Below are 20855 nucleotides of genomic sequence, written 5' to 3'. Positions count from 1 at the left end.
AACGTATGGACGGCGTTTCCGGTAGCGCAGAGACAGTCCGGGTCTTCGAACGGACGCGTGGGTTGCATGGCCACGGCTGAAACCGCATCCCGGCCCACGACGCCGACCCGATACACCGAAGCGACGTGTACGGCGCCGCTCCGGATGCTGGGGAATATAACCTATTTGGCGATAAATGTCAAGAATGCGGCGGATGATCCCCGGTGCGCTCCAGCACTGCGCCATCAAGCCGCCGATAGAAGCAGCTGCGCGCACCGGTGTGGCAGGCCGGACCTTCCGGCGTCACGCGCAGTTCCAGCGCGTCCTGATCGCAATCGACGCGAATTTCCTCGACGCGCAGGAAATGGCCCGAGGTCTCGCCCTTCAGCCACAGCTTGCCGCGCGACCGCGAATGGAAATGCGCCAGCCCCGTTTCACGCGTCTTCGCCAGCGCCTCGGCATCCATGTAAGCGACCATCAGGATTTCGCGCGAGCGCGAATCGACGGCGATGGCGATGAGCAATCCCTGGGCGTCGAAGCGCGGCAGAAACGCCGTTCCCAGTTCACGCTCGGCGGCTGTCACGTCTGTCATCCTCGGACTAATCCCTGTTCCCGCTAACAGCGGCATAATTGTTGCACCACAGCCACAGCAAGGGACCAAAATCCACGTCAGTCAGCGAAGTCTCTTTCCAAAAAAGACGATTCGATGAATTCTGGCTTTGCAGCTGGGGGGCTGCTTCTGACCCACAGGTCGCTCGCAGGCAAGTGTTCGGCAAGGAACACCGGTCTGAAACGGAAAGCGGGCCACGGTTCAGGGAATGCTTTGATGAGGGATCGGACCAGGCGGTATCAGGGGCACCGCTGAACTGCGCAAGCAGGGTTCAAACAGTTTCGTCACGAGGACGCCCGGAACTCACAAGGTTCCGGGCGTTTTCGTATTCAGGGCGAATCGCCTCAGGTCACATCGAGAGCTTCATCCAGCACGCGGGCGAAGCAGGCGATCACCACACGCTCCGCTCCTGCCCGCTTCAGCGCCGAGACGCAGGCATCGCTGGTGGCACCGCTGGTCAGCACGTCATCGACGAGGACCACCTTCGCACCTTTCAGCGCTGCCTTCCGCTTCGGATGGACGGCAATCGCACCCGACAAGGTCCGCTTGCGTGCCAGCTTGCCCATGCCGCCCAGCGAGCGCGTCGCCTTGCGTCGCACCAGCGTATCGACCGCGAGGCCCGCGCCGCTGCGCCGCCCGATCTGCCGGGCCAGTTCCGCCGCCTGATTGTAGCCGCGTTTCCACAGCCGCCAGCGATGCAGCGGCACCGGCACCAGCAGCCAGTCGGCATCGACGAAAGGCAGCTTGGGCACCATCAGCCCGGCCATCATCGGTGCCAGCGCGATGCGATTCCCGTGCTTGAACGCCAGCACCAGCTTGCGCGAAGGTTCGTTGTAGAGCGTCGCGGCCGCGATCCCGGCATGGCGCGGCGGATCGGCAAGGCACGGGCCGCACGTGCCGCCCTCCGGCATCGTATCGCCGAAAGGCCGCTGGCAGGCCGCGCAGGCCGGATCGCCCGGGATCGCCAGCGTACTCCAGCAATCCGCACAGAGCCCCGCCGCCGAACCGATCGCCGCCCCGCACAGCGGACACCGCGGCGGAAACACGAGATCGACGAGCGGTGAAAGTACCTGTCCCAGGCCCATGGCGCGATCCTATGCACGCCGTGTTGCACGACAAGCACGCCACGAGGGCATTGCAAGGTTTTCATCGACGCGGCAGGGGAGCATCCATGGCAACCAAGGCTCCCCCCCGCATCTTCTCCCCCGCCCGCCGCGCCGCCCTGCGCCGCCGGATGCTCAGGCTCCAGCAGCAGCCGGATGCGCCGCGCTACCTGATCGACGACATGGTGGAGGACGTGCTCGAACGCCTCTCTTTCCTGCGCTTCGAACCGAAGACGGCGCTGGTTGTCGGCGATTTCTCGGGCGCGCTGGCTCTGGCGCTACGGGCGCAGGGTGTGACGGTGACCGAAGTGGACCCGGCCATCGGCTTCGTTGAGGAACAGCCCTGGCCGTTCGACGGCTTCGACCTCATCGCCAGCCTCGGCACGCTGGACACCGTCAACGACCTTCCCGGCGCCTTCGTCCACGCACGCAAGGCGCTGGCGCCGGGCGGACTGCTGATCGCCAGCTTCCTTGGCTCCGGCAGCCTGCCGGTCATGCGCGAAGTGATGCTGGCGGCGGACGGCGAGCGCCCTGCCCCGCGCCTTCACCCCTCGGTGGACGTGCGTGCGGGAGCGCAACTGCTCCAGCGGACGCTCTACACCGACCCGGTGGCGGACCATCGCCATCTGGACGTGGGGTTCCGCAGCCTTGGGCGGCTTGTCGAGGACCTGCGCGCGCAGGGTCTTGCCAATGTGCTCGCTGATCCCGGTCCGCAGCTGGGCAAGGCGGCGCTGGCGCGGGCGCACGATGCGTTTGCGGCCGCCGGTGAGGGCGGCCGCACGGTAGAGCGGTTCGAGATCATGACGCTGTCCGGCTGGAAGCGCTGAACCCGTAAATCTCATCGTCATTGCGAGGGCCGAAGGTCCGAAGCAATCCAGAGCGGCCCAAACCGCCCTGGATTGCTTCGCTCGCAATGACGAACGCTGGCTTGCTTACGCCAGCGCCGCCTGAGCCGCCGCCAGACGCGCGATCGGCACGCGGTAGGGCGAGGCCGAGACGTAATCCAGACCCACCTTCTCGCAGAACGCGATCGAGGCCGGGTCGCCGCCGTGCTCGCCGCAGATGCCGAGCTTGAGGTCGGCATAGGTCGCACGGCCGCGCTCGGCGCCGAGCTGGACCAGCTGGCCCACGCCCTCGATGTCGAGGCTGACGAACGGATCGCGCGGGTAGATGCCCTTCTCGACGTAGGGGCTGAGGAAGCGCGCGGCGTCGTCGCGTGAGACGCCCAGCGTGGTCTGCGTCAGGTCGTTGGTGCCGAACGAGAAGAACTTCGCCTCTTCCGCGATCTCGCCCGCCATCAGGGCCGCGCGCGGCAGCTCGATCATGGTGCCCACGAGGTAGTCGAGCGTCTTGCCCTTCTCCTCGAACACCTTGGCCGCGGCCTGATCGACGACCTTCTTGAGAATCGCCAATTCGCGCCTGGTGGCGACGAGCGGAATCATCACTTCCGGCACGATCGCCTCGCCCGATGCCGAGGCGACGTCGCACGCGGCCTCGAAGATGGCGCGGGCCTGCATCTCGTAGATCTCGGGGAAGGTGATGCCGAGGCGGCAACCGCGATGGCCGAGCATCGGGTTGAACTCGTGCAGTTCGTCCGCGCGGCGCTTGAGCGTGTCCACGCCGATGCCGATCGCGTCCGACAGCTCCGCGAATTCCGCGTCGCTGTGCGGCAGGAATTCGTGCAGCGGCGGGTCGAGCAGACGGATGGTGACGGGCAGGCCCGCCATCACCTCGAAGATCGCCTGGAAGTCGGCGCGCTGTTCGGGGAGCAACTTGGCCAGCGCCTCGCGGCGGCCCTTCTCGTCCTCGGCCAGGATCATCTGGCGCACGGCGGAGATGCGGCCGGCGTCGAAGAACATGTGCTCGGTGCGGCACAGGCCGATGCCCTCGGCGCCGAACTGGCGGGCCATCTTGCAGTCGGCGGGCGTTTCGGCGTTGGTGCGCACCTTCATGCGGCGGTGCTTGTCGGCCCACTCCATGAGCGTGCCGAAATCACCTGCCAGTTCCGGCTCGATGGTGGCGACTTCGCCCGCCATGATCTCGCCGTTGGCGCCGTCGAGGGTGATGAGGTCGCCCTCCTTCAGCTCGCGGTTGCCGATGCGCAGGGTGCGGGTCTTCATGTCGATCGACAGCCCCGATGCGCCCGAGACGCAGGGACGGCCCATGCCGCGCGCCACGACCGCCGCGTGGCTGGTCATGCCGCCGCGTGCGGTGAGGATGCCCTTCGCCGCGTGCATGCCGTGGATGTCCTCAGGCGAGGTTTCCACGCGGACGAGGACGACCGCCTCGCCCATTTCCGCGCGCTTCTCGGCGGTGTCGGCGTCGAGCACGATCGCGCCCGAAGCCGCGCCCGGCGATGCGGGCAGGCCCTTGCCGAGAATGTCGCGCGGCGCCTTGGGGTCGAGCGTGGGGTGAAGCAGTTGATCGAGCGCCATCGGATCGACGCGCTTGATCGCGGTGGCTTCGTCGATCAGGCCTTCCTCGACCATGTCGACGGCCATCTTGAGCGCAGCCTTGGCAGTACGCTTGCCCGAGCGGGTCTGCAGCATCCACAGCTTGTTCTGCTGCACCGTGAACTCGATGTCCTGCATGTCGCGGTAGTGCTTTTCGAGCAGGTCGAACACCGCGGCGAGTTCGGCGTATGCCTCGGGCATCGCCTCTTCCATCGACAGCGGCTTGGCCCCGGCGCGCTCGCGGGCGGCCCTGGTCAGGTACTGCGGGGTGCGGATGCCGGCGACGACGTCCTCGCCCTGCGCGTTGACCAGCCATTCGCCGTAGTAGGCGCGCTCGCCGGTCGCCGGATCGCGGGTGAACGCGACGCCCGTTGCCGAAGTGTCGCCCATGTTGCCGAAGACCATGGCCTGCACGTTGACGGCGGTGCCCCAGTCACCGGGGATGTCGTTGAGGCGGCGGTAGACCTTGGCGCGGTCGGCGTCCCAGCTGTCGAACACGGCCTGGATCGCGCCCCACAGCTGTTCCTGCGGGTCCTGCGGGAACGGCTTGCCAAGTTCGCGCTCGACGATCGCGGTGTATTCCTTGACCAGCTTGCGCCAGTCGTTCGCGGTCAGTTCGACGTCGTTGTCGTAGCCGTTGTCTTCCTTGGCGATCTCCAGCGCTTCCTCGAACAGATGGTGTTCGACGCCGAGAACGACGTCCGAATACATCTGGATGAAGCGGCGGTAGCTGTCCCACGCGAAACGATCGTCGCCCGAAGTCGACGCAAGACCCTCCACGGTCACGTCGTTCAGGCCGAGGTTCAGCACGGTGTCCATCATGCCCGGCATCGAGACGCGCGCGCCCGAGCGGACCGAGACCAGCAGCGGATCAGTAGAATCACCGAAGGACTTGCCGACCGACTTTTCGATATGGGCCAGCGCCTCGGCCACTTCGGCCCGCAGTTCGTCCGAGAAGTTCGCGCCCTCCGCGAGATACTTCACGCATTCTTCGGTGGTGATGGTGAAGCCGGGAGGCACCGGCAGGCCGATTCCGGCCATCTCGGCAAGGTTCGAGCCCTTGCCTCCGGTGATCACCTTGTCCTTCGCGCGCGGATCGTCGTGCTTTACGCCGCCGCCGAACGTGTAGACCTGCTTAGTCATTAGTCCCAAATCTCCGGGATTTTTGCGCAAGAATGCAGACCGTGGGGAAACCCTCCTACCCCTCGATCCGCGAGAAATCCGCTACGTTGTGCACCGCAGCACGGAAGCGATCAAGCAGTGCAAGACGAGATGTTCTTTTTATGGAGTCAGTATCGTTGACTGTCACCTGATCAAAGAACCCGTCAATAGGCGCGCGAAGCGATGCCAGCGCACTCATTGCACTTGCGAAATCTTCTGCAGCAACGGCTGTGGCTGCCCGAGGTTCCGCAGCATCGAGCGCGTCGATCAACGCCTGCTCCGCCGGTTCGGCCGCATAGCCGAGCCCCGAGCCTGCCGCAGCATAGATTTCCTGCATGTCGGGATCGTCCACATTTTCGAGCGGGTCCTCGTCACCGGTATGCGGGTGCGCGGGTGCAGCATCGGACGCCGACCAGTTTTCCTTCTTGAGGATATTGGCGGCGCGCTTGTAGCCCGCGAGGAGGTTCGCGCCGTCCTCGCTGCCCACGAACGCCTGCAGCGCATGGACGCGGGCGAGCAGGCGGACCAGATCGTCCTCGCCGCCGAGCGCGAACACCGCGTCGATCAGGTCGTGGCGAACGCCCGCTTCCTTCTGCTGTACCTTGAGGCGGTCGGCGAAGAAGTTAAGCAAGTCCAGCGATCTTTGCTCAATCTCAAGTTGCAGCGGCGACATATAACGTTTGTTTAAAGGTATGTTTTGGGATGCAGAGATGCTCTCGACAGCTTGCCCAAGCGCAGTCAGGCGACCGCAAATGCTCTCATTCTGCTCGCAAAGTATCGCAAGAACTCGATCAAATATTGGCAGCAGATCGGCTCGAAGATCGTTCTTTGTGATCTGAACCTGAGTTCCGATAGTCGCACGGCGCAAGGCGAATGGATCTTTGGAGCCCGTAGGCCTCTCTTCAATGGCAAAGAAGCTGACAAGCGTATCCAGCTTATCCGCCAGCGACACAGCCACCGTAACCGGTGCGGTGGGCACTTCGTCGCCCTGCCCGACAGGCTTGTAGTGGTCGCGGATGGCGTCGGCCACGGCGTCGGGCAGGCCCTCGGCGCGGGCGTAGTAGCCGCCCATGAGGCCCTGCAGTTCGGGGAACTCGCCGACCATCTCGGTGACGAGATCGGCCTTGCACAATTCCGCCGCCTGACGCGCCAGTACGGGATCGCAGTTCGGGACGATGCCCTCGGCGGCCAGCCACTCGGCCAGCTTGGCCACGCGCTCGACCTTGTCGGCGACGGTGCCCAGCTTCTCGTGGAAGGTGATGCGGGCCAGCTTCTTCGCCTGATCCGACAGCGAAACCTTACGGTCCTGCTGCCAGAAGAAGCGCGCGTCGGACAGGCGCGCGGCCAGAACCTTGCGGTTGCCCGCAACGATGCCGACGCCGCCGTCGGTGGCGTCGATGTTGGCGGTGCAGACGAAGGCGTCGGCGAGATTGCCGTCAGCGTCCTCGCAGACGAAATACTTCTGGTTGACGCGCGCGGTCAGCTGGATCGTCTCGGGCGGGACTTCGAGGAACGCCTCGTCGAAGCGGCCGAGCAGCGGCACCGGCCATTCGGTCAGCCCCGCGTTCTCGATCACAAGCCCCTCGTCCTCGACCAGCTTGAGACCGGCGGCGGCGGCGACATTGCGCGCCTCGTCGCGGATCAGGTCCTGACGCTCGACATGGTCGACGATGACGTGGCAGGCGGACAGCTTGCGGGCATAGTCATGCGCGCCGCCGATCGTGATCTCGCCGGGCGCATGGAAGCGGTGGCCCTTCGTGGCATAGCCCGAGCGGATGCCGCCGACTTCGCACTCGACAAGGTCCTCGCCCAGAATGGCGACGATGCCCGAAAGCGGGCGCACCCAGCGCAGCGAATCCGTGCCGATCGAGGCGGCGCCCCAGCGCTGCGACTTGGGCCAGGGGAAGGCGCGCACGATAGCAGGGATCGCCTCGGCCAGCACGTCCCTCACGGCGCGGCCGGGCTTTTCGACGACGGCGAAGTAGGTGTCCTTGCCCTTGACGTCGCGGACTTCGAGCTGGTCCTTGGTCAGGCCGGTCTTGCGCAGGAAGCCTTCGAGCGCCTGCTCGGGCGCGCTGGTGGCGGGGCCTTTGGTCTCCTCGCTGACGGCCTCGGTCACGTCGGGCAGACCGTTGGCGATCAGCGCGAGACGGCGCGGCGTGGACCATACGGTGATCTGGCCGGGCGTGACGCCAGCGGCGGCGAGTTCCTTGCGGAACAGCTTTTCCAGATCGGCGCGCGCGCCCGCCTGCATGCGGGCGGGGATTTCTTCACTGCGCAGTTCGAGAAGGAAGTCGGTCATGTCAGTGGCCCGTTTCGCGGGTTGATAGGTGGGCGCTGTGGTCCTTCGACAGGCTCAGGACGAGCGGAGTTGGGGGAAGACGTCCTTCTACACCCCGCTCAGGCTGAGCTTGTCGAAGCCTCATACGGTCCACCCGGGGAACTTGGCTTCCCACTTGTCCTTGTTCACGTCGATCCACGCCTGACACGACCCCTTGGCGAGATCGCGCACGCGGGCCATGTAGCTGGCGCGTTCCTGCACCGAGATCACGCCGCGCGCCTGTAGCAGATTGAACAGGTGGCTCGCCTCGATCGCCTGATCGTAGGCCGCGAGCGGCACCTTCGCGTCGATGCAGCGCATGCACTCGGCTTCGGCGGCCTTGAAGCCGGCGAACAGCGCATCGGTGTCGGCGATCTCGAAGTTGTACTTCGACTGCTGCTGTTCATTGGCGAGGAAGACGTCGCCGTAGCTCACGCCTTCGTTGTTGAACCTGAGATCGTAGACCGAATCCACGCCCTGGATATACATCGCAAGGCGTTCGAGGCCGTAAGTCAGTTCGCCCGCGACTGGCTTGCAGTCGAAGCCGCCCATCTGCTGAAAATACGTAAACTGCGTCACCTCCATGCCGTCGCACCAGACTTCCCAGCCCAGGCCCCAGGCGCCCAGCGTCGGGCTCTCCCAGTCGTCCTCGACGAAGCGGATGTCATGCTCCAGCGGATCGACGCCGATCTCGGCGAGGCTCTGCAGGTACAGTTCCTGAAGGTTCTCCGGGTTCGGCTTCAGGATCACCTGATACTGGTAATAGTGCTGCAGCCGGTTCGGGTTCTCGCCATAGCGGCCGTCCGTCGGGCGGCGCGAGGGCTGGACATAAGCGGCCTTCCACGGCTCGGGACCGAGCGCGCGCAGCGTCGTGGCGGGGTGAAAGGTGCCTGCGCCCATGCGCATGTCGTAAGGCTGCAGGATGAGACAGCCCTGCGCGCTCCAGAAATTGTGGAGCGTCAGGATCATGTCCTGGAAGCTGAGCGGCTGTTTGGCGGCGGTCATCGGGGTTCCGTCGAATTCTTGAATGCGCGGCCTTTGGCGGATCGGGGCTGTCAAATCAACAACACAAAGCATTGCTTAGGGCATTGCGGCGCATTGCGGCACCGCCCGCGCCCGCGTCGTTTGCGGATCGTGTTCATCTCCATTGCCGTCTGCATCGTATGGTGCATAGGGTGGGACCGGCGTCGCTGGCGCTGATCCGTTCACGCCGCCTTACAGTTTCCTCCCCGATAGGTTTGCCATGCCCCGCGTTCGTACCCTTATTCGTAGCGGGCTCGGCTCCGCCCTGCTCGCCTTCACCGCCCTGTCGTCCCCGCTCGCCTCGGCGCAGGAGACGGCGCAAGCATCCGCCGTCCGACCGGCGCTCTGGAAAGTCGCGGACGAGGACACCACGATCTGGCTGTTCGGCACGATCCACGTCCTGCCCGAGCAGGTGGACTGGTACGCCGGTCCGGTCGCCAAGGCGCTCGACAGCGCGCAGGAACTGGTGACCGAGATACCCATAGACGACACCGAACAGGCGCAGGGCACGATCCTGCAGATGGCCGCGCGCAAGGATGGCAAGTCCCTGCGCGACACGCTCTCCGCCAAGGAGCGCACCGCCTACGAGGGCGCGCTGACATCCATCGGCATCCCGGCGCAGGCTTTCGATGCCAACGATGCCTGGTTCGCCGCACTCATGCTGACGCTGATCCCGCTCAAGACCGCAGGCTACAGCACCGAGACCGGGATAGACCAGCAGGTCGCCGCCAGGGCGCGGGCGCGACATCTGGCAAACCATGCCTTCGAGACCGTCGACTACCAGATCGGCCTGTTCGACAATCTATCCGAGCCGACCCAGCGCGCCTATCTCGACGAAGTGGTCGAAGCGCTGCCCGACGTGAAAACCGACGTCGACAGGATGGTCGCCGCGTGGAAGGCAGGCGATGCCGACCACCTCGCCGAACTGATGAACGAAGACGAGAGCGATCCGGAAATCCGCAAGGTGCTGATCACCGATCGTAATGCCAACTGGGCGAAGTGGCTCAAGGCGCGCCTCGACAAGCCGGGCACGGTGTTCGTCGCGGTGGGCGCCGGACATCTCGCCGGGCCGGGCAGCGTGCAGGACCAGCTTGCCGCAGCGGGCGTTTCCTCGACCCGGGTGCAGTAAGTGATGCGTCGTTTCGCAGTACTTCTGGCGATTGCCGGGCTGGTCGCCTGTTCGGGCAAGCCCCAGCAGGCCAACCCCGCGTTGTGGCGGGTCGAGGATGGTGACGGCCACGTCGGCTGGCTCTTCGGCACGATCCACAGCGCCGAGCGCCCGCTTGCGTGGCGCACGGCGAAAGTTGGTTCCGCACTGGACGAAGCCGGATCGATCATGGTCGAAGTCGGCAACCTCGCGAACGAGGCGGAAGTCGCCGCCACTTTCGAAACCCTCGCGCGCAGTGAGAACGAACCGCCGCTTTCCGAACGCGTACCGCCGAAAGACCGCGCCGCTCTGGCCACTTTGCTGAAAAAGAGCGGCCGGGGCGACGGCGACTTCGCGGCGATGGATACCTGGGCCGCAGCCCTGACGCTCGCCCGCGCAGGGGCTGACGAAGGCGATACCCGCAACGGTGTCGACCGCGCCGTGATCGCGGCGGCGGGGCAAAGACCGGTGGTCGAACTCGAAGGCGCTGCCGCGCAGCTCGGCCTGTTCGACGCCCTGCCCGAGCGCGAGCAGCGCGACCTCCTCGCCGCCGTCGTCGCCGAGGCCGCCTATCCCGAACGCGATCTTTCGGCCAGCTGGCGCAAGGGCGACATGAACGCGATCGAGGCGGAGACCCGCTCGGGCCTGCTCGCCGACCCGGAACTGCGCGCGGTGCTGTTCACCGGCCGCAACCGGCACTGGACCGGCCGGATCGCACGGGCGGTTCGCTCGGGCAGCAAGCCGTTCGTGGCTGTCGGCGCAGCGCACATGGCCGGGCCTGAGGGATTGCCCGCAATGCTGACGGCCGAGGGGTTGACGGTGACACGGGTAGAGTGAGACTTCGTGGGCTTCGACAAGCTCAGCCTGAGCGGAATTTGGAGATTTATTCCAACCCCGCTCACCCTGGGCTTGTCGAAGGGTCGCAACCGCCCCCTCAAACACCGCGACATCGCGCCCACGGACGCACGAACGGCTTGCTTTTCCGCCCATCTCCCAGTAAGGGCCGCGCCTTCCTGTCATGGTCATCCCTGGAGGCGTGGCAGGACGGTGCGCACCGATGAGCGGCGCGTCATCGCATTATTATCCAGTTTTGAAAGGCAAGATCCATGAGCGATACGCTTAACCTGCCGGCCGAGACGCGTGATCGGGCTGGCAAGGGAGCCTCCCGTGCACTGCGTCGTGAAGGTCGCGTCCCCGCCGTCATCTACGGTGGCAACGAAGAGCCCCTCGCGATCCACGTCCAGGAAAAGGAGCTGTCTCGCCAGCTCGGAACCGGCCACTTCTTCAACTCGATCATCGAAGTCGAAGTCGACGGCAAGAAGTTCCGCACCCAGCCCAAGGACGTTGCCTTCCACCCGGTCAGCGACCGCCCGCTCCACGCCGACTTCCTGCGTCTCGCCAAGGGCGCAACCGTGCACGTCAACGTGCCCGTCGTGTTCGAGAACGAAGAGCTGTCGCCGGGCCTGAAGCGCGGCGGCGTGCTGAACATCGTTCGCCACGACCTCGAACTGGTCTGTGACGCCGAGAAGATCCCGCACGAGATCACCATCGACGTGACCGGCTTCGACGTGGGCGAATCGATCCACATCAGCCACGTCAAGCTGCCCAAGGGCGTCGAGAGCGCGATCACCGACCGTGACTACACGATCGCGACGATCGCTGCTCCCTCTGCCCTGCGCAGCGAAGAAGGCGAAGCAGCGGCCGAGGCCGAGTAAGCTTCTCCTGCTTTCGGGTAGAAAACGGCCTCTCCCACCCCGCGTGGGAGGGGCCTTTTCTTTTCATGCAACCGCAAGGACGCAGGCAAGGAATACGGATGGCCACGCAGCTTTGGGTCGGTCTGGGCAATCCCGGTCCGCAGTATGTCTTCAACCGCCACAACGTCGGCTTCATGGTTGCCGACGCGATCGCCGAGATTCACGGCTTCGGCCCGGTCCAGAAGAAATTCCAGGGCTGGCTGCAGGAAGGCCGCATCGGCAGCGACAAGGTGCTGCTGCTCAAGCCCGCCACTTTCATGAACGAGAGCGGCCGCTCGGTGGGCGAGGCGATGCGCTTCTACAAGCTGGACCTGTCCGCCCTCACCGTCTTCCACGACGAACTCGACCTGGCGCCGTTCAAGGTGAAGGTGAAGCAGGGCGGCGGCCATGCCGGGCACAACGGGCTGCGCTCGATCGACCAGCACCTCGGCGCGGAGTTCCGCCGCGTGCGGCTCGGCATAGGCCATCCCGGGCACAAGGACCGCGTCCACGGCTACGTGCTGGGCAACTACGCCAAGGCCGAGATGGACCCGCTGGCCGACATGCTGGGCGCGGTGGCGGCGGAAGCGGATCGGCTTGCGAACGGCGACGACGCCCGCTTCATGAACGACGTGGCGCTGCGCCAGCAGGACTGAAGGGTGTCGAGTTAGCTTACATATGGATCGCTTCACCCCTGCCTGATTCAACGAAATTGGCGGAAATTGGCGATTGGCACGGTGATTGCTTATTGGCGGTCAACCAACACGGGTAACTGGGGTAAGACTACGATGATCCGCAAGACTCTGATCGCACTCACGATCACCGCCGGCGCCACCGTCGCCATGGCCTCGCCTGCGCAGGCGACCTATTCGAAGGGCAAGCATACGCACTCCTGCGATTGCGGCGACAAGATCGGCAGGAAGATGTGCGGCGGCAGCACCTCCACCAGCAGCTCGACTTCGGGCGGCACCACGACGACTTCGGGTGGCACGACCAGCACCTCGGGTGGCACGACGACTTCGGGCGGTTCGACCTCCGGCGGCACCACTACGACGACCTCCGGCGGCACCACCTCGACCTCGGGCGGTTCGAGCGGTGGTTCCTCGGGCGGCACCGCGGTTCCGGAGCCGGGCATGCTGGGCATGCTGGGTGCAGGCCTGATCGGCCTGGCCTACGCGCGCCGCCGCAAGGCCCGCGCCTGATATTTCGGCACTGGTGCCCACCCCGCTGCGACTAAGGCCTTTGGCCTAAGTCTCGCTCCCCTCCCGCAAGCGGGAGGGGGTGGGGGTGGGTTCTACCTAATCTGGCAAAAGGCCGTCGCCGGATCACCCGGCGGCGGCCTTCGCCTTTTTCAGTTCGCGCGCGATCGCACGGTTGGCGGGATCGAGATCGGCGGCTTTTTCAAGCAGTCGCTGCGCCTCGCCGAGATCGCGCCCCGCCACGACGCGCACCAGTCCGGCGACATAGAGATAGTCCGGATTGTCGCTGCCGAGCGCAACCGCCTTGTCGGCGGCGCGGATGGCGGCATCCCCCTCACCCAGCCCGCTTCGCGCGAATGCGAGGCGCTTGAGCACCTCCGGGTCCTCACCGCGCATCAGCAGTCTCTCGTAGATTCCCGCCGCCGTGGCCCAGCGCTGCCCGGCGATGGCGGCTTCGCCTTGCCCGGCCAGGGCCATCGTCTCCTTGAGCCGCGCCGGATCGAGCCGCGCCTGCAGCGCCGCCGCCTCGGGCGCGCCGACCGCGCGGGCAGCCTGTTCGGCAGCTTCCAGCACCTGCGGCCCGGCCAGCGTCGATGCCGCGAGCGGCTGCAGCGTTGCCCATGCCCCCTGACCGTCACCGGTCGCCAGCTGCGACTCACCCAGCATCAGCCGGGCATAGGGATTGCCCGGAAGCGCCAGCACCGCCCGCCTGAAGATCACCCGCGCCTGCTCCGCATGGCCCAGCTGCAGCAATGCCTCGCCATAGCGCATGCTCAGCGTGGACCCTGCCGCCAGTTCGGATTCGCGCGTCTGGAGCGTGGTGCGGATCTTCTCCCACTGCCCTTGTTCGGACAGCAGCTGGATTCGCATTACCTCCACCTCCGGGTCGTCAGGCGCCACTTCGGCAGCCTGATCGACCAGCTTCGATGCTTCGTCCAGCTTGCCCAAACCGTCGTAATGCTCGGCCAGCGCCAGCATCGGCGCCGCACGGTCGGGAAACGCATCGATAGCTGTGCGATAGGCGCGCGCGGCATCCTCTTCGCGGCCCTGCGCCGATGCCAGATCGCCTGCCATCACCAGTGCCTCATACGATCGTGGCGCGATGCGCTGCATCTCTCCAAGCAGCGAAGCCGCGCGCGCCAGGTCACCGTTCTCCAGCAGATAGCGGGCGTAGGATTGCGCCAGCCGGATATCGCCCCCCGCTTTCATTCCCTTTTCGAAGGCATCGCGGGCGGCCTCTTCGTCTCCCAGCGCCAGTTGCGCCTCGGCGCGCACGCGCCATCCGTCCACCGAGGTCTCGTTGCCAAGCGTTGCCAATGCCGCCTTTGCGTCACCGCGCAGCAGGGCGACTTCGGCCTTCATTCGGGCCATATCCTTGCCCCCTGCCCGTTCGAGCCGTCCGATCGCCCCTTCGGCCCCGTCCGGATCGCCGAGCCGCAGTTGCGTCTCCACCAGCAGTGCCAGCATCGGGGCGTCCGTGAGCCTGTCCTTCAGCGCGGAGGCCACTTCCACACGCGCCCGCTGGTAATTCCCGGCGGCGAAGTCATCGCGCGCCTTGGCGTAAAGGGTTTCGGGACTGTCGCCACAAGCCGCCAGCGCGACGAGGGCCACAAGCGGAAGGGCTATGCGCATGGTGCTCTTCATGGCGGCGGGCTTACGGGTAAGACCTGAAATTTCCGTCAACCGCCTGCAACCGCTCTCGCTCTGGCCAAGCGCCCCGCACCCGGCTATGGGCGCGCCTTAAACAGTTTTCGGAGTTTTCGATGGGTTTCCGTTGCGGAATCGTGGGTCTGCCCAATGTCGGCAAGTCGACCTTGTTCAATGCGCTGACCGAGACGCAGGCGGCGCAGGCGGCCAACTATCCGTTCTGCACGATCGAGCCCAACGTCGGGCAGGTCGGCGTGCCCGACCCGCGCCTCGATGCGCTGGCGGAAATCGCGGGTTCGGCCAAGATCATCCCGACGCAGCTGTCGTTCGTGGACATCGCCGGCCTCGTGCGCGGCGCGTCCAAGGGTGAAGGCCTCGGCAACCAGTTCCTCGGCAACATCCGCGAAGTCGACGCGATCATCCACGTCCTGCGCTGCTTCGAGAACGACGATATCCAGCACGTCGACAACAAGGTCGATCCCATCGCCGACGCGGACACCGTCGAGACCGAACTGCTGCTTTCCGACCTCGAAAGCCTCGAGAAGCGCGTTCCCGCTGCCCAGAAGAAGGCGACGCAGGGCGACAAGGAGGCCAAGATCGTGGCGTCTGTGCTCGGCCAGGCACTCGACCTGCTGCGCGACGGTAAGCCCGCCCGCCTGACGCAGCCCAAGGACGAGGACGAAGCGCGCGTCTTCGCGCAGGCACAGCTGATCACCGCCAAGCCGGTGCTCTACGTCTGCAACGTCGAGGAAGAAGCCGCCGCCGAGGGCAATGCCTTCTCCGCGCGGGTATTCGAGAAGGCCAAGGCCGAAGGCGCCAGCGCCGTCATCGTCTCGGCCGCGATCGAGGCGGAACTGACCGGCATGGACATGGAGGACCGCATGGTGTTCCTCGAGGAAATGGGCCTTGCCGAAGCCGGTCTCGCGCGTATCATCCGCGCAGGTTACGAACTGCTCGAACTGCTGACGTTCTTCACCGTCGGCCCCAAAGAAGCGCGCGCCTGGACCGTGCACAAGGGCGCCAAGGCCCCCGAGGCTGCGGGCACCATCCACTCCGACATGCAGCGCGGCTTCATCCGCGCCGAAACCATCGCTTATCCCGACTTCATCGCCTGCAAGGGCGAGGCGGGCGCCAAGGAAGCCGGCAAGTTCCGCCAGGAAGGCAAGGAATACGTCGTCGCCGACGGCGACGTGATGCACTTCCGTTTCAACGTCTGAGTAAACGCAGAATAACCGTCGTCCCGGACTTGATCCGGGACCGCTGGCAGTCTTCAGGCGCGACTTACCAATGATGCGCCCTACGGCGATCCTTCAATTCCATCGTCGTCATTCCCGCGAAGGCGGGAACCCATCTCCTGACGGTTCGTGTTGCACCGGCATCAGATGGGTCCCCGCCTTCGCGGGGATGACGGTTCTATTTTAACGGCAGCACTCCCCCTCCTCGAACGCCGCGATGATCGGGCATGGTCCGGTGTCGCTTCCGGCGCATTCCCGCTCCAGCTTGCGCAAGGCGTTTCGCGCCCGTTCGAGCCGGGCGATCTCCTCATCCAGATGCCCGATCCGGGCCTGCGCCATCGTTCGCGCCCGCGCCCGGTCATCGCCCGCATCGAGGCCGAGCAGTTCGGCAATCTCGTCGAGGATGAACCCCGCATCCTTCGCCGCCCTCACGAAGCGCAGGCGCCGCACGTCCTCCTCGCCGTAATGCCGCTGGCCTTTCGCACCCCCGGTGCTGGCCGGGCGCGGGTCGTGGAGGAGGCCCTTGCGCTGATAGAAGCGCACGGTCTCGACACCGACACCTCCGGCATGGGCGAGTTGGGAAATCGTCAGGGCCACGCTTGACTCCGTACTAGGGTACGGAAGTTATAAGCATGGCATGAGCGATCACCAAGCCCCCGCCAGAACCGCCGTGCTGTACCGCATGGTCATGGAAAAACACGTCTGCCCCTACGGCCTCAAGGCCCGGCACCTGCTGAAAAGCCGCGGTTACCGGGTAGAAGACCACTGGCTGACCACCCGCGATGAAGTGGACGCCTTCAAGGCCGAGTACGGCGTCGCCACCACGCCGCAGATCTTCATCGACGGCGAGCGTATCGGCGGCCATTCCGACCTCAAGCGCTTCCTCGGGCTCGATGATCAGGCCAAGCGCATGAGCTATGCGCCGGTGCTCTGGGTGTTCGGAACCGCCGCTGCCGTCGCGCTTGCCGCCAGTTGGGCTTCTCTCGGCTCCCCGCTGACGGTCCATGCGGCGGAGTGGTTCGTGGCTATCACCATGATGCTGCTGGCGATGCTCAAGCTGCAGGACATCGAGACATTCTCCTCGATGTTCCTGGGCTATGATCTGCTGGCGCGGCGATACGTGCCTTACGCCTATGCCTATCCGTTCCTGGAATGGTTCGCGGGCGCCTTCATGGCGGCGGGCGTGCTGAACTGGCTGTCGATCCCGGTGGCGCTGGTCATCGGCGGCGTCGGCGGAGCCTCGGTATTCTACGCGGTCTACGTCCAGAAGCGCGAGTTGAAATGCGCCTGCGTCGGCGGATCGGGCAGCGTGCCGCTGGGCTTCGTGTCGCTGATGGAGAACGTGTTCATGGTCGCCATGGCGCTGTGGATGCTGCTGAAACCGATGGCGATGGGGTAACTGTCCTCAGGTCCGGCAGCGCATGACGCCGTCGGCCCGGTAAGCCACGCGCTCCTGCGAATCGTGAACGATCAGACGGGCGGGCCAGGTCTGCTGGTCGCTGGCGTTTCCCGAGTCAGGGAGCCGCACGATATCGACCCAGCTCGACAGCCCGACATATGTGGTGCGCGCGCCGCCCGGCAGATCGGCGCTCTCGTCTTTCGCGGCGAAGCGCTTGAGGTCGGCTCCTACGCGCATGAAACCTTCGCCGCTGGTGGCGATGAAGATCGGGCCACGCTTTCCGGCGTCCTCTTCTTCGACCACGTCCTTCTCGAAATTGCACCCGGGCTTGTCGAGCCCATAGCGGTCCATGTCGAGTTCGGTGATCGGGATCGGCACGATGGGCTTGAAGGGTTCCTTGCTCATGCGTTCGACCATGGCGACGTCATGCGCATTCTCGGCGGCCTCCTCGGCAGGAGTTTCCCTGCCGCAGCCCGCCAGAAGAGCGAGCGCGGCCAATACCATCGCGTGTTTTCGCATCATTTCCGCCCGAACAGTTTCTCTATGTCGTTATGGGCAAGTTTAACCCACGTGGGGCGGCCATGGTTGCATTGGCCCGAGCGCGGTGTCCGCTCCATTTCGCGCAGCAGCGCATTCATCTCCGCGACCGACAGGAGACGCCCCGCGCGCACCGAACCGTGACAGGCCATCGTCGCCAGCACGAGGTCAAGTTTTTCGCCCAGCAGCAGCGCATCGCCGTTGCGCGCGAGGTCGTCCGCCACATCCTGCACCAGCGCGCCGACATCGCTCTTCGACAGCACCGAGGGCACCGCGCGCACCAGCATCGCCGCCGGTCCGAAGCGCTCGAGGATAAGGCCGTGGCGGGCAAGATCGGCCAGCTTGTCCTCCAGCGCATCGCAGGCGGCTTCCTCCAGTTCGACGACTTCGGGCAGCAGCAACGCCTGCGAGCGGTTCATCGCCTCCTCGGCGCCCGCCGCCTTGAGCTTTTCCAGCACGAGCCGTTCGTGCGCCGCATGCTGGTCAACGATGACGAGGCCGTCTTCCGCTTCGGCGACGATGTAGGTCCCCGCCACCTGCCCGCGTGCGACGCCGAGCGGATAGCGCAACGCTTCCTCGCTCGCTTCTTCGGCCGCTTCGGCGCGCGCGGCGGGCTGGGCCATGACCTCGGCCTCGTAGGAGCGCCACGCCGTGCCCGTCTCCGAAACGCGCGAGGGTTGGTAGTCACTGCGCGGCGCAGAATATTCGCGCGCGAACAGCGAGCCGATCGAGGGTGCGGGCGCAACCGGCTCGACCTGCCACATGTTCATCGCGGCGGCCTGAGGCGGCTGCGCGCTCTTCTGCCCTGCCCCCTCCAGCGCATGCCGCAGCGCGCCGACCAGGAAACCACGTACGAAGGCCGGATCGCGAAAGCGCACCTCGGTCTTGGCGGGATGGACGTTTACGTCCACTTCCTCAGGTGGAATCTCAAGAAACAGGGCCAGCACCGCATGGCGATCGCGCGCCAGCATATCGGAGTAGGCACCGCGCACCGCGCCGACGAGCAGCTTGTCGCGCACCGGACGCCCATTGACGAACAAGTACTGGTGATCCGCCACGCCGCGGTTGTAGGTCGGCAGGCCCGCCACCCCGGTAAGCCGCGCCGTTCCGCGCTCGGCCTCGATGACCACGCCGTCTTCGGCAAGCTCACGCGCGACGAGGCGGGCGACGCGGGCCGCCAGTTCCTCGCGCGGCTGCACGGAGATGGTGCGGCGCCCGTCATGCTCCAGCACGAAACCGACGTCGGGCCGCGCCATGGCGAGACGGCGCACAACATCGAGGCAGACCGCATATTCCGAGCGCGGCGAGCGCAGGAACTTGCGCCGCGCAGGCACTTTGCCGAAGAGATCCTCGACCCGGATGCGCGTTCCCGGCGGCAATGCGGCGGGCGCGTCCACCGCGACGGTGCCGTGATCGACCACCCGCTTCCAGCCCTCGGCAGCATCGTGCGGACGGCTTTCGATCGTCAACCGCGCGACAGAACCGATCGATGGCAAAGCTTCGCCCCGGAAGCCCAGCGTGGCCACCAGTTCGATCGCCTCGTCGGGCAGCTTGGAGGTCGCGTGACGCTCCAGAGCAAGCGCGATCTCGTCAGGGCGCATGCCGCAGCCGTCGTCGGTCACCTCGATCATGTCGAGACCGCCCGAGGCGATCCTCACGGTGATCTGCGTGGAGCCCGCATCGATGGCGTTCTCGACCAGTTCCTTGAGCGCGGACGCCGGCCGTTCGACCACTTCGCCGGCGGCGATGCGGTTGACGAGGTGTTCGGGCAGGCGGCGGATCGTGGGCATCAGGGTCTCGGCAAAGATTGGGGGCTTCTCGACAAAATGCGGACGTTGAAGGCGTCATGGACGCATCGTGCGACGGCAGGTCAAACTAGCGACGAAACGGCGCTAATTCGAGACGGGCGATGAGCGTTTCCCCCCGGAATCGGGAACAAAATTTTGGCCTTTCGCGAATCGATGGGCTAAGGGGAGCCCTCCTACCCGCAACCCCCGGTCGTCGATGTCGAGAGTGATTCGGCAAACGATTGGTAAGAAACGGATTTTAGATGGCCGGCCCCTTCTCGCGATTCTTCAAACTCGGCTCCCAGAACATGGCGATCGACCTCGGCACAGCTAATACGCTGGTCTACGTACAAGATCGCGGAATCGTGCTGAACGAACCTTCCGTCGTTGCCATCGAAACCCTGAACGGCGTGAAGAAGGTCAAGGCCGTCGGTGACGATGCCAAGATGATGATGGGGAAGACCCCCGACAACATCGAGGCCATCCGCCCGCTGCGCGACGGCGTCATCGCCGACATCGAAATCGCGGAAGAGATGATCAAGCACTTCATCCGCAAGGTGCACGGCAAGAAGAACCTGTTCCGCTACCCCGAGATCGTGATCTGCGTTCCCTCGGGATCGACCTCGGTGGAGCGCCGCGCCATTCGCGACGCCGCCAGCAACGCGGGTGCCAGCCAGGTCTACCTGATCCTCGAGCCGATGGCCGCGGCGATCGGCGCCGACATGCCCGTCACCGAGCCGGTCGGCTCGATGGTCGTCGACATCGGCGGCGGCACCACCGAAGTCGCGGTGCTCTCGCTGCGCGGCCTCGCCTACACCACTTCGGTGCGCGTGGGCGGCGACAAGATGGACGAGTCGATCGTCTCCTACGTCCGCCGTCACCACAACCTGCTGATCGGCGACGCCACGGCAGAGCGCATCAAGAAGGACTACGGCATCGCCATCATGCCGGCCGACGGCATCGGCGAGACGATCCACATCAAGGGCCGCGACCTCGTCAACGGCGTGCCGAAGGAAATCACCATCAGCCAGGCGAACATCGCCGAGGCTCTGGCCGAGCCGATCGGACAGATCATCGAAGGCGTGCGCATCGCGCTCGAGAACACGGCGCCGGAACTCGCCGCCGACATCGTCGACCAGGGCATCGTCCTGACCGGCGGCGGCGCCCTGATCCAGGGTCTCGACGATTATCTGCGCGAAGAAACCGGCCTGCCCGTCAGCGTCGCGGAAGATCCGCTGTCCTGCGTCGCGCTCGGCACCGGCCGCGCGATGGAAGACCCGATCTATCGCGGCGTCCTGATGTCCGCCTGATCGAATAGGGAGCACCGCGCCGTGCGAGGTGCGGGCTCTTGAAAAGCGCGGCGGATATCCTGCACCGGACCGCCGCGCGGGAATGACAGGAGTGCATGGCGCATGGCACCGCCAGCCAATCGGCGCTCCGGCTTTTCGCGCAGGGCGCAATATTCGACGTTCTTCCAGTACACCGCCGGCGTGCTCGGCGCGGTGGTGGGATTGGGCCTGCT

18 protein-coding genes are annotated in these 20855 nt (G+C 65.7%); 9 read left to right on the top strand and 9 right to left on the bottom strand.

What is annotated here, in order from left to right:
* Nucleotides 1–178 precede the first annotated feature (178 nt).
* Together hisI and ACYPYD_RS28010 are read right to left on the bottom strand one after the other, a co-directional pair.
* Entirely contained in the window at nt 179–571 is a 393-nt protein-coding gene (hisI, locus tag ACYPYD_RS28015; protein ID WP_459667041.1) for a phosphoribosyl-AMP cyclohydrolase, read from the bottom strand.
* 362 nt (nt 572–933) lie between these two features.
* The gene (locus ACYPYD_RS28010; RefSeq protein WP_459667039.1) at nt 934–1674 is read right to left on the bottom strand and encodes a double zinc ribbon domain-containing protein; all 741 of its coding nucleotides are present in this window, start codon (nt 1672–1674) and stop codon (nt 934–936) included.
* A gap of 86 nt (nt 1675–1760) precedes the next feature.
* On the opposite strand from ACYPYD_RS28010, the gene ACYPYD_RS28005 reads away from it, so the two are divergent.
* Nucleotides 1761–2519: a methyltransferase domain-containing protein gene (locus ACYPYD_RS28005; RefSeq protein WP_459667037.1), complete on the top strand. Its 759-nt coding sequence runs from the start codon at nt 1761–1763 to the stop codon at nt 2517–2519.
* A 105-nt stretch (nt 2520–2624) separates the two neighbouring features.
* On the opposite strand, the gene ppdK is transcribed toward ACYPYD_RS28005, so the two are convergent.
* The 3 genes from ppdK to ACYPYD_RS27990 all read right to left on the bottom strand — a co-directional run bounded on the left by ppdK (nt 2625) and on the right by ACYPYD_RS27990 (nt 8631).
* The gene (gene ppdK, locus ACYPYD_RS28000) at nt 2625–5288 is read right to left on the bottom strand and encodes a pyruvate, phosphate dikinase (protein WP_459667035.1); all 2664 of its coding nucleotides are present in this window, start codon (nt 5286–5288) and stop codon (nt 2625–2627) included.
* A 55-nt stretch (nt 5289–5343) separates the two neighbouring features.
* Nucleotides 5344–7608 carry a glycine--tRNA ligase subunit beta gene (gene glyS / locus ACYPYD_RS27995; RefSeq protein WP_459667034.1) on the bottom strand — a complete coding sequence of 755 codons (2265 nt, stop codon included), beginning with the start codon at nt 7606–7608 and terminating at the stop codon, nt 5344–5346.
* Nucleotides 7609–7728: 120 nt separating this feature from the next.
* Nucleotides 7729–8631 (bottom strand): glycine--tRNA ligase subunit alpha, encoded by a 903-nt coding sequence (locus ACYPYD_RS27990; protein WP_008831867.1) that lies wholly within the window; start codon nt 8629–8631, stop codon nt 7729–7731.
* A gap of 238 nt (nt 8632–8869) precedes the next feature.
* On the opposite strand from ACYPYD_RS27990, the gene ACYPYD_RS27985 reads away from it, so the two are divergent.
* The 5 genes from ACYPYD_RS27985 (at nt 8870) to ACYPYD_RS27965 (ending at nt 12731) form a co-directional block, all read left to right on the top strand.
* A complete protein-coding gene (locus tag ACYPYD_RS27985; RefSeq protein ID WP_008831868.1) occupies nt 8870–9778 on the top strand; it encodes a TraB/GumN family protein in 909 nt (302 codons plus the stop codon).
* A gap of 3 nt (nt 9779–9781) precedes the next feature.
* A complete protein-coding gene (locus ACYPYD_RS27980; protein WP_459667031.1) occupies nt 9782–10633 on the top strand; it encodes a TraB/GumN family protein in 852 nt (283 codons plus the stop codon).
* A 269-nt stretch (nt 10634–10902) separates the two neighbouring features.
* The gene (locus ACYPYD_RS27975; protein WP_008831870.1) at nt 10903–11511 is read left to right on the top strand and encodes a 50S ribosomal protein L25/general stress protein Ctc; all 609 of its coding nucleotides are present in this window, start codon (nt 10903–10905) and stop codon (nt 11509–11511) included.
* A gap of 98 nt (nt 11512–11609) precedes the next feature.
* Nucleotides 11610–12185, top strand: coding sequence for an aminoacyl-tRNA hydrolase (gene pth / locus ACYPYD_RS27970; RefSeq protein WP_008831871.1), 576 nt, complete (start codon nt 11610–11612; stop codon nt 12183–12185).
* A 132-nt stretch (nt 12186–12317) separates the two neighbouring features.
* The gene (locus tag ACYPYD_RS27965; RefSeq protein ID WP_036523082.1) at nt 12318–12731 is read left to right on the top strand and encodes a PEP-CTERM sorting domain-containing protein; all 414 of its coding nucleotides are present in this window, start codon (nt 12318–12320) and stop codon (nt 12729–12731) included.
* A gap of 123 nt (nt 12732–12854) precedes the next feature.
* Here the strand turns inward: ACYPYD_RS27965 and ACYPYD_RS27960 are convergent, their stop codons facing one another.
* A complete protein-coding gene (locus ACYPYD_RS27960) occupies nt 12855–14360 on the bottom strand; it encodes a tetratricopeptide repeat protein (protein WP_459667029.1) in 1506 nt (501 codons plus the stop codon).
* Between the two features lie 131 nt (nt 14361–14491).
* On the opposite strand from ACYPYD_RS27960, the gene ychF reads away from it, so the two are divergent.
* A complete protein-coding gene (gene ychF, locus ACYPYD_RS27955; RefSeq protein ID WP_036523078.1) occupies nt 14492–15592 on the top strand; it encodes a redox-regulated ATPase YchF in 1101 nt (366 codons plus the stop codon).
* 201 nt (nt 15593–15793) lie between these two features.
* On the opposite strand, the gene ACYPYD_RS27950 is transcribed toward ychF, so the two are convergent.
* On the bottom strand, nt 15794–16207 hold the full coding sequence (locus ACYPYD_RS27950; RefSeq protein WP_459667028.1) for a MerR family transcriptional regulator: 414 nt from the start codon (nt 16205–16207) through the stop codon (nt 15794–15796).
* Between the two features lie 40 nt (nt 16208–16247).
* Here ACYPYD_RS27950 and ACYPYD_RS27945 point away from each other — a divergent pair, with 40 nt between their 5' ends.
* On the top strand, nt 16248–17009 hold the full coding sequence (locus ACYPYD_RS27945) for a MauE/DoxX family redox-associated membrane protein (protein ID WP_008831876.1): 762 nt from the start codon (nt 16248–16250) through the stop codon (nt 17007–17009).
* 6 nt (nt 17010–17015) lie between these two features.
* Here ACYPYD_RS27945 and ACYPYD_RS27940 read toward each other — a convergent pair whose 3' ends face one another.
* Together ACYPYD_RS27940 and mutL are read right to left on the bottom strand one after the other, a co-directional pair.
* The gene (locus ACYPYD_RS27940) at nt 17016–17513 is read right to left on the bottom strand and encodes a hypothetical protein (RefSeq protein WP_008831877.1); all 498 of its coding nucleotides are present in this window, start codon (nt 17511–17513) and stop codon (nt 17016–17018) included.
* 14 nt (nt 17514–17527) lie between these two features.
* Nucleotides 17528–19336 carry a DNA mismatch repair endonuclease MutL gene (gene mutL, locus ACYPYD_RS27935; protein WP_036523070.1) on the bottom strand — a complete coding sequence of 603 codons (1809 nt, stop codon included), beginning with the start codon at nt 19334–19336 and terminating at the stop codon, nt 17528–17530.
* Nucleotides 19337–19596: 260 nt separating this feature from the next.
* Between mutL and ACYPYD_RS27930 the strand changes: the two genes are divergently transcribed.
* Nucleotides 19597–20643 carry a rod shape-determining protein gene (locus ACYPYD_RS27930; RefSeq protein ID WP_008831879.1) on the top strand — a complete coding sequence of 349 codons (1047 nt, stop codon included), beginning with the start codon at nt 19597–19599 and terminating at the stop codon, nt 20641–20643.
* Nucleotides 20644–20855 lie beyond the last annotated feature (212 nt).

The organism is Novosphingobium sp. 11B, assembly GCF_054589055.1.
Note: the sequence above shows the minus strand (reverse complement) of the source record. Positions and strands in the feature narration are given on the sequence as shown.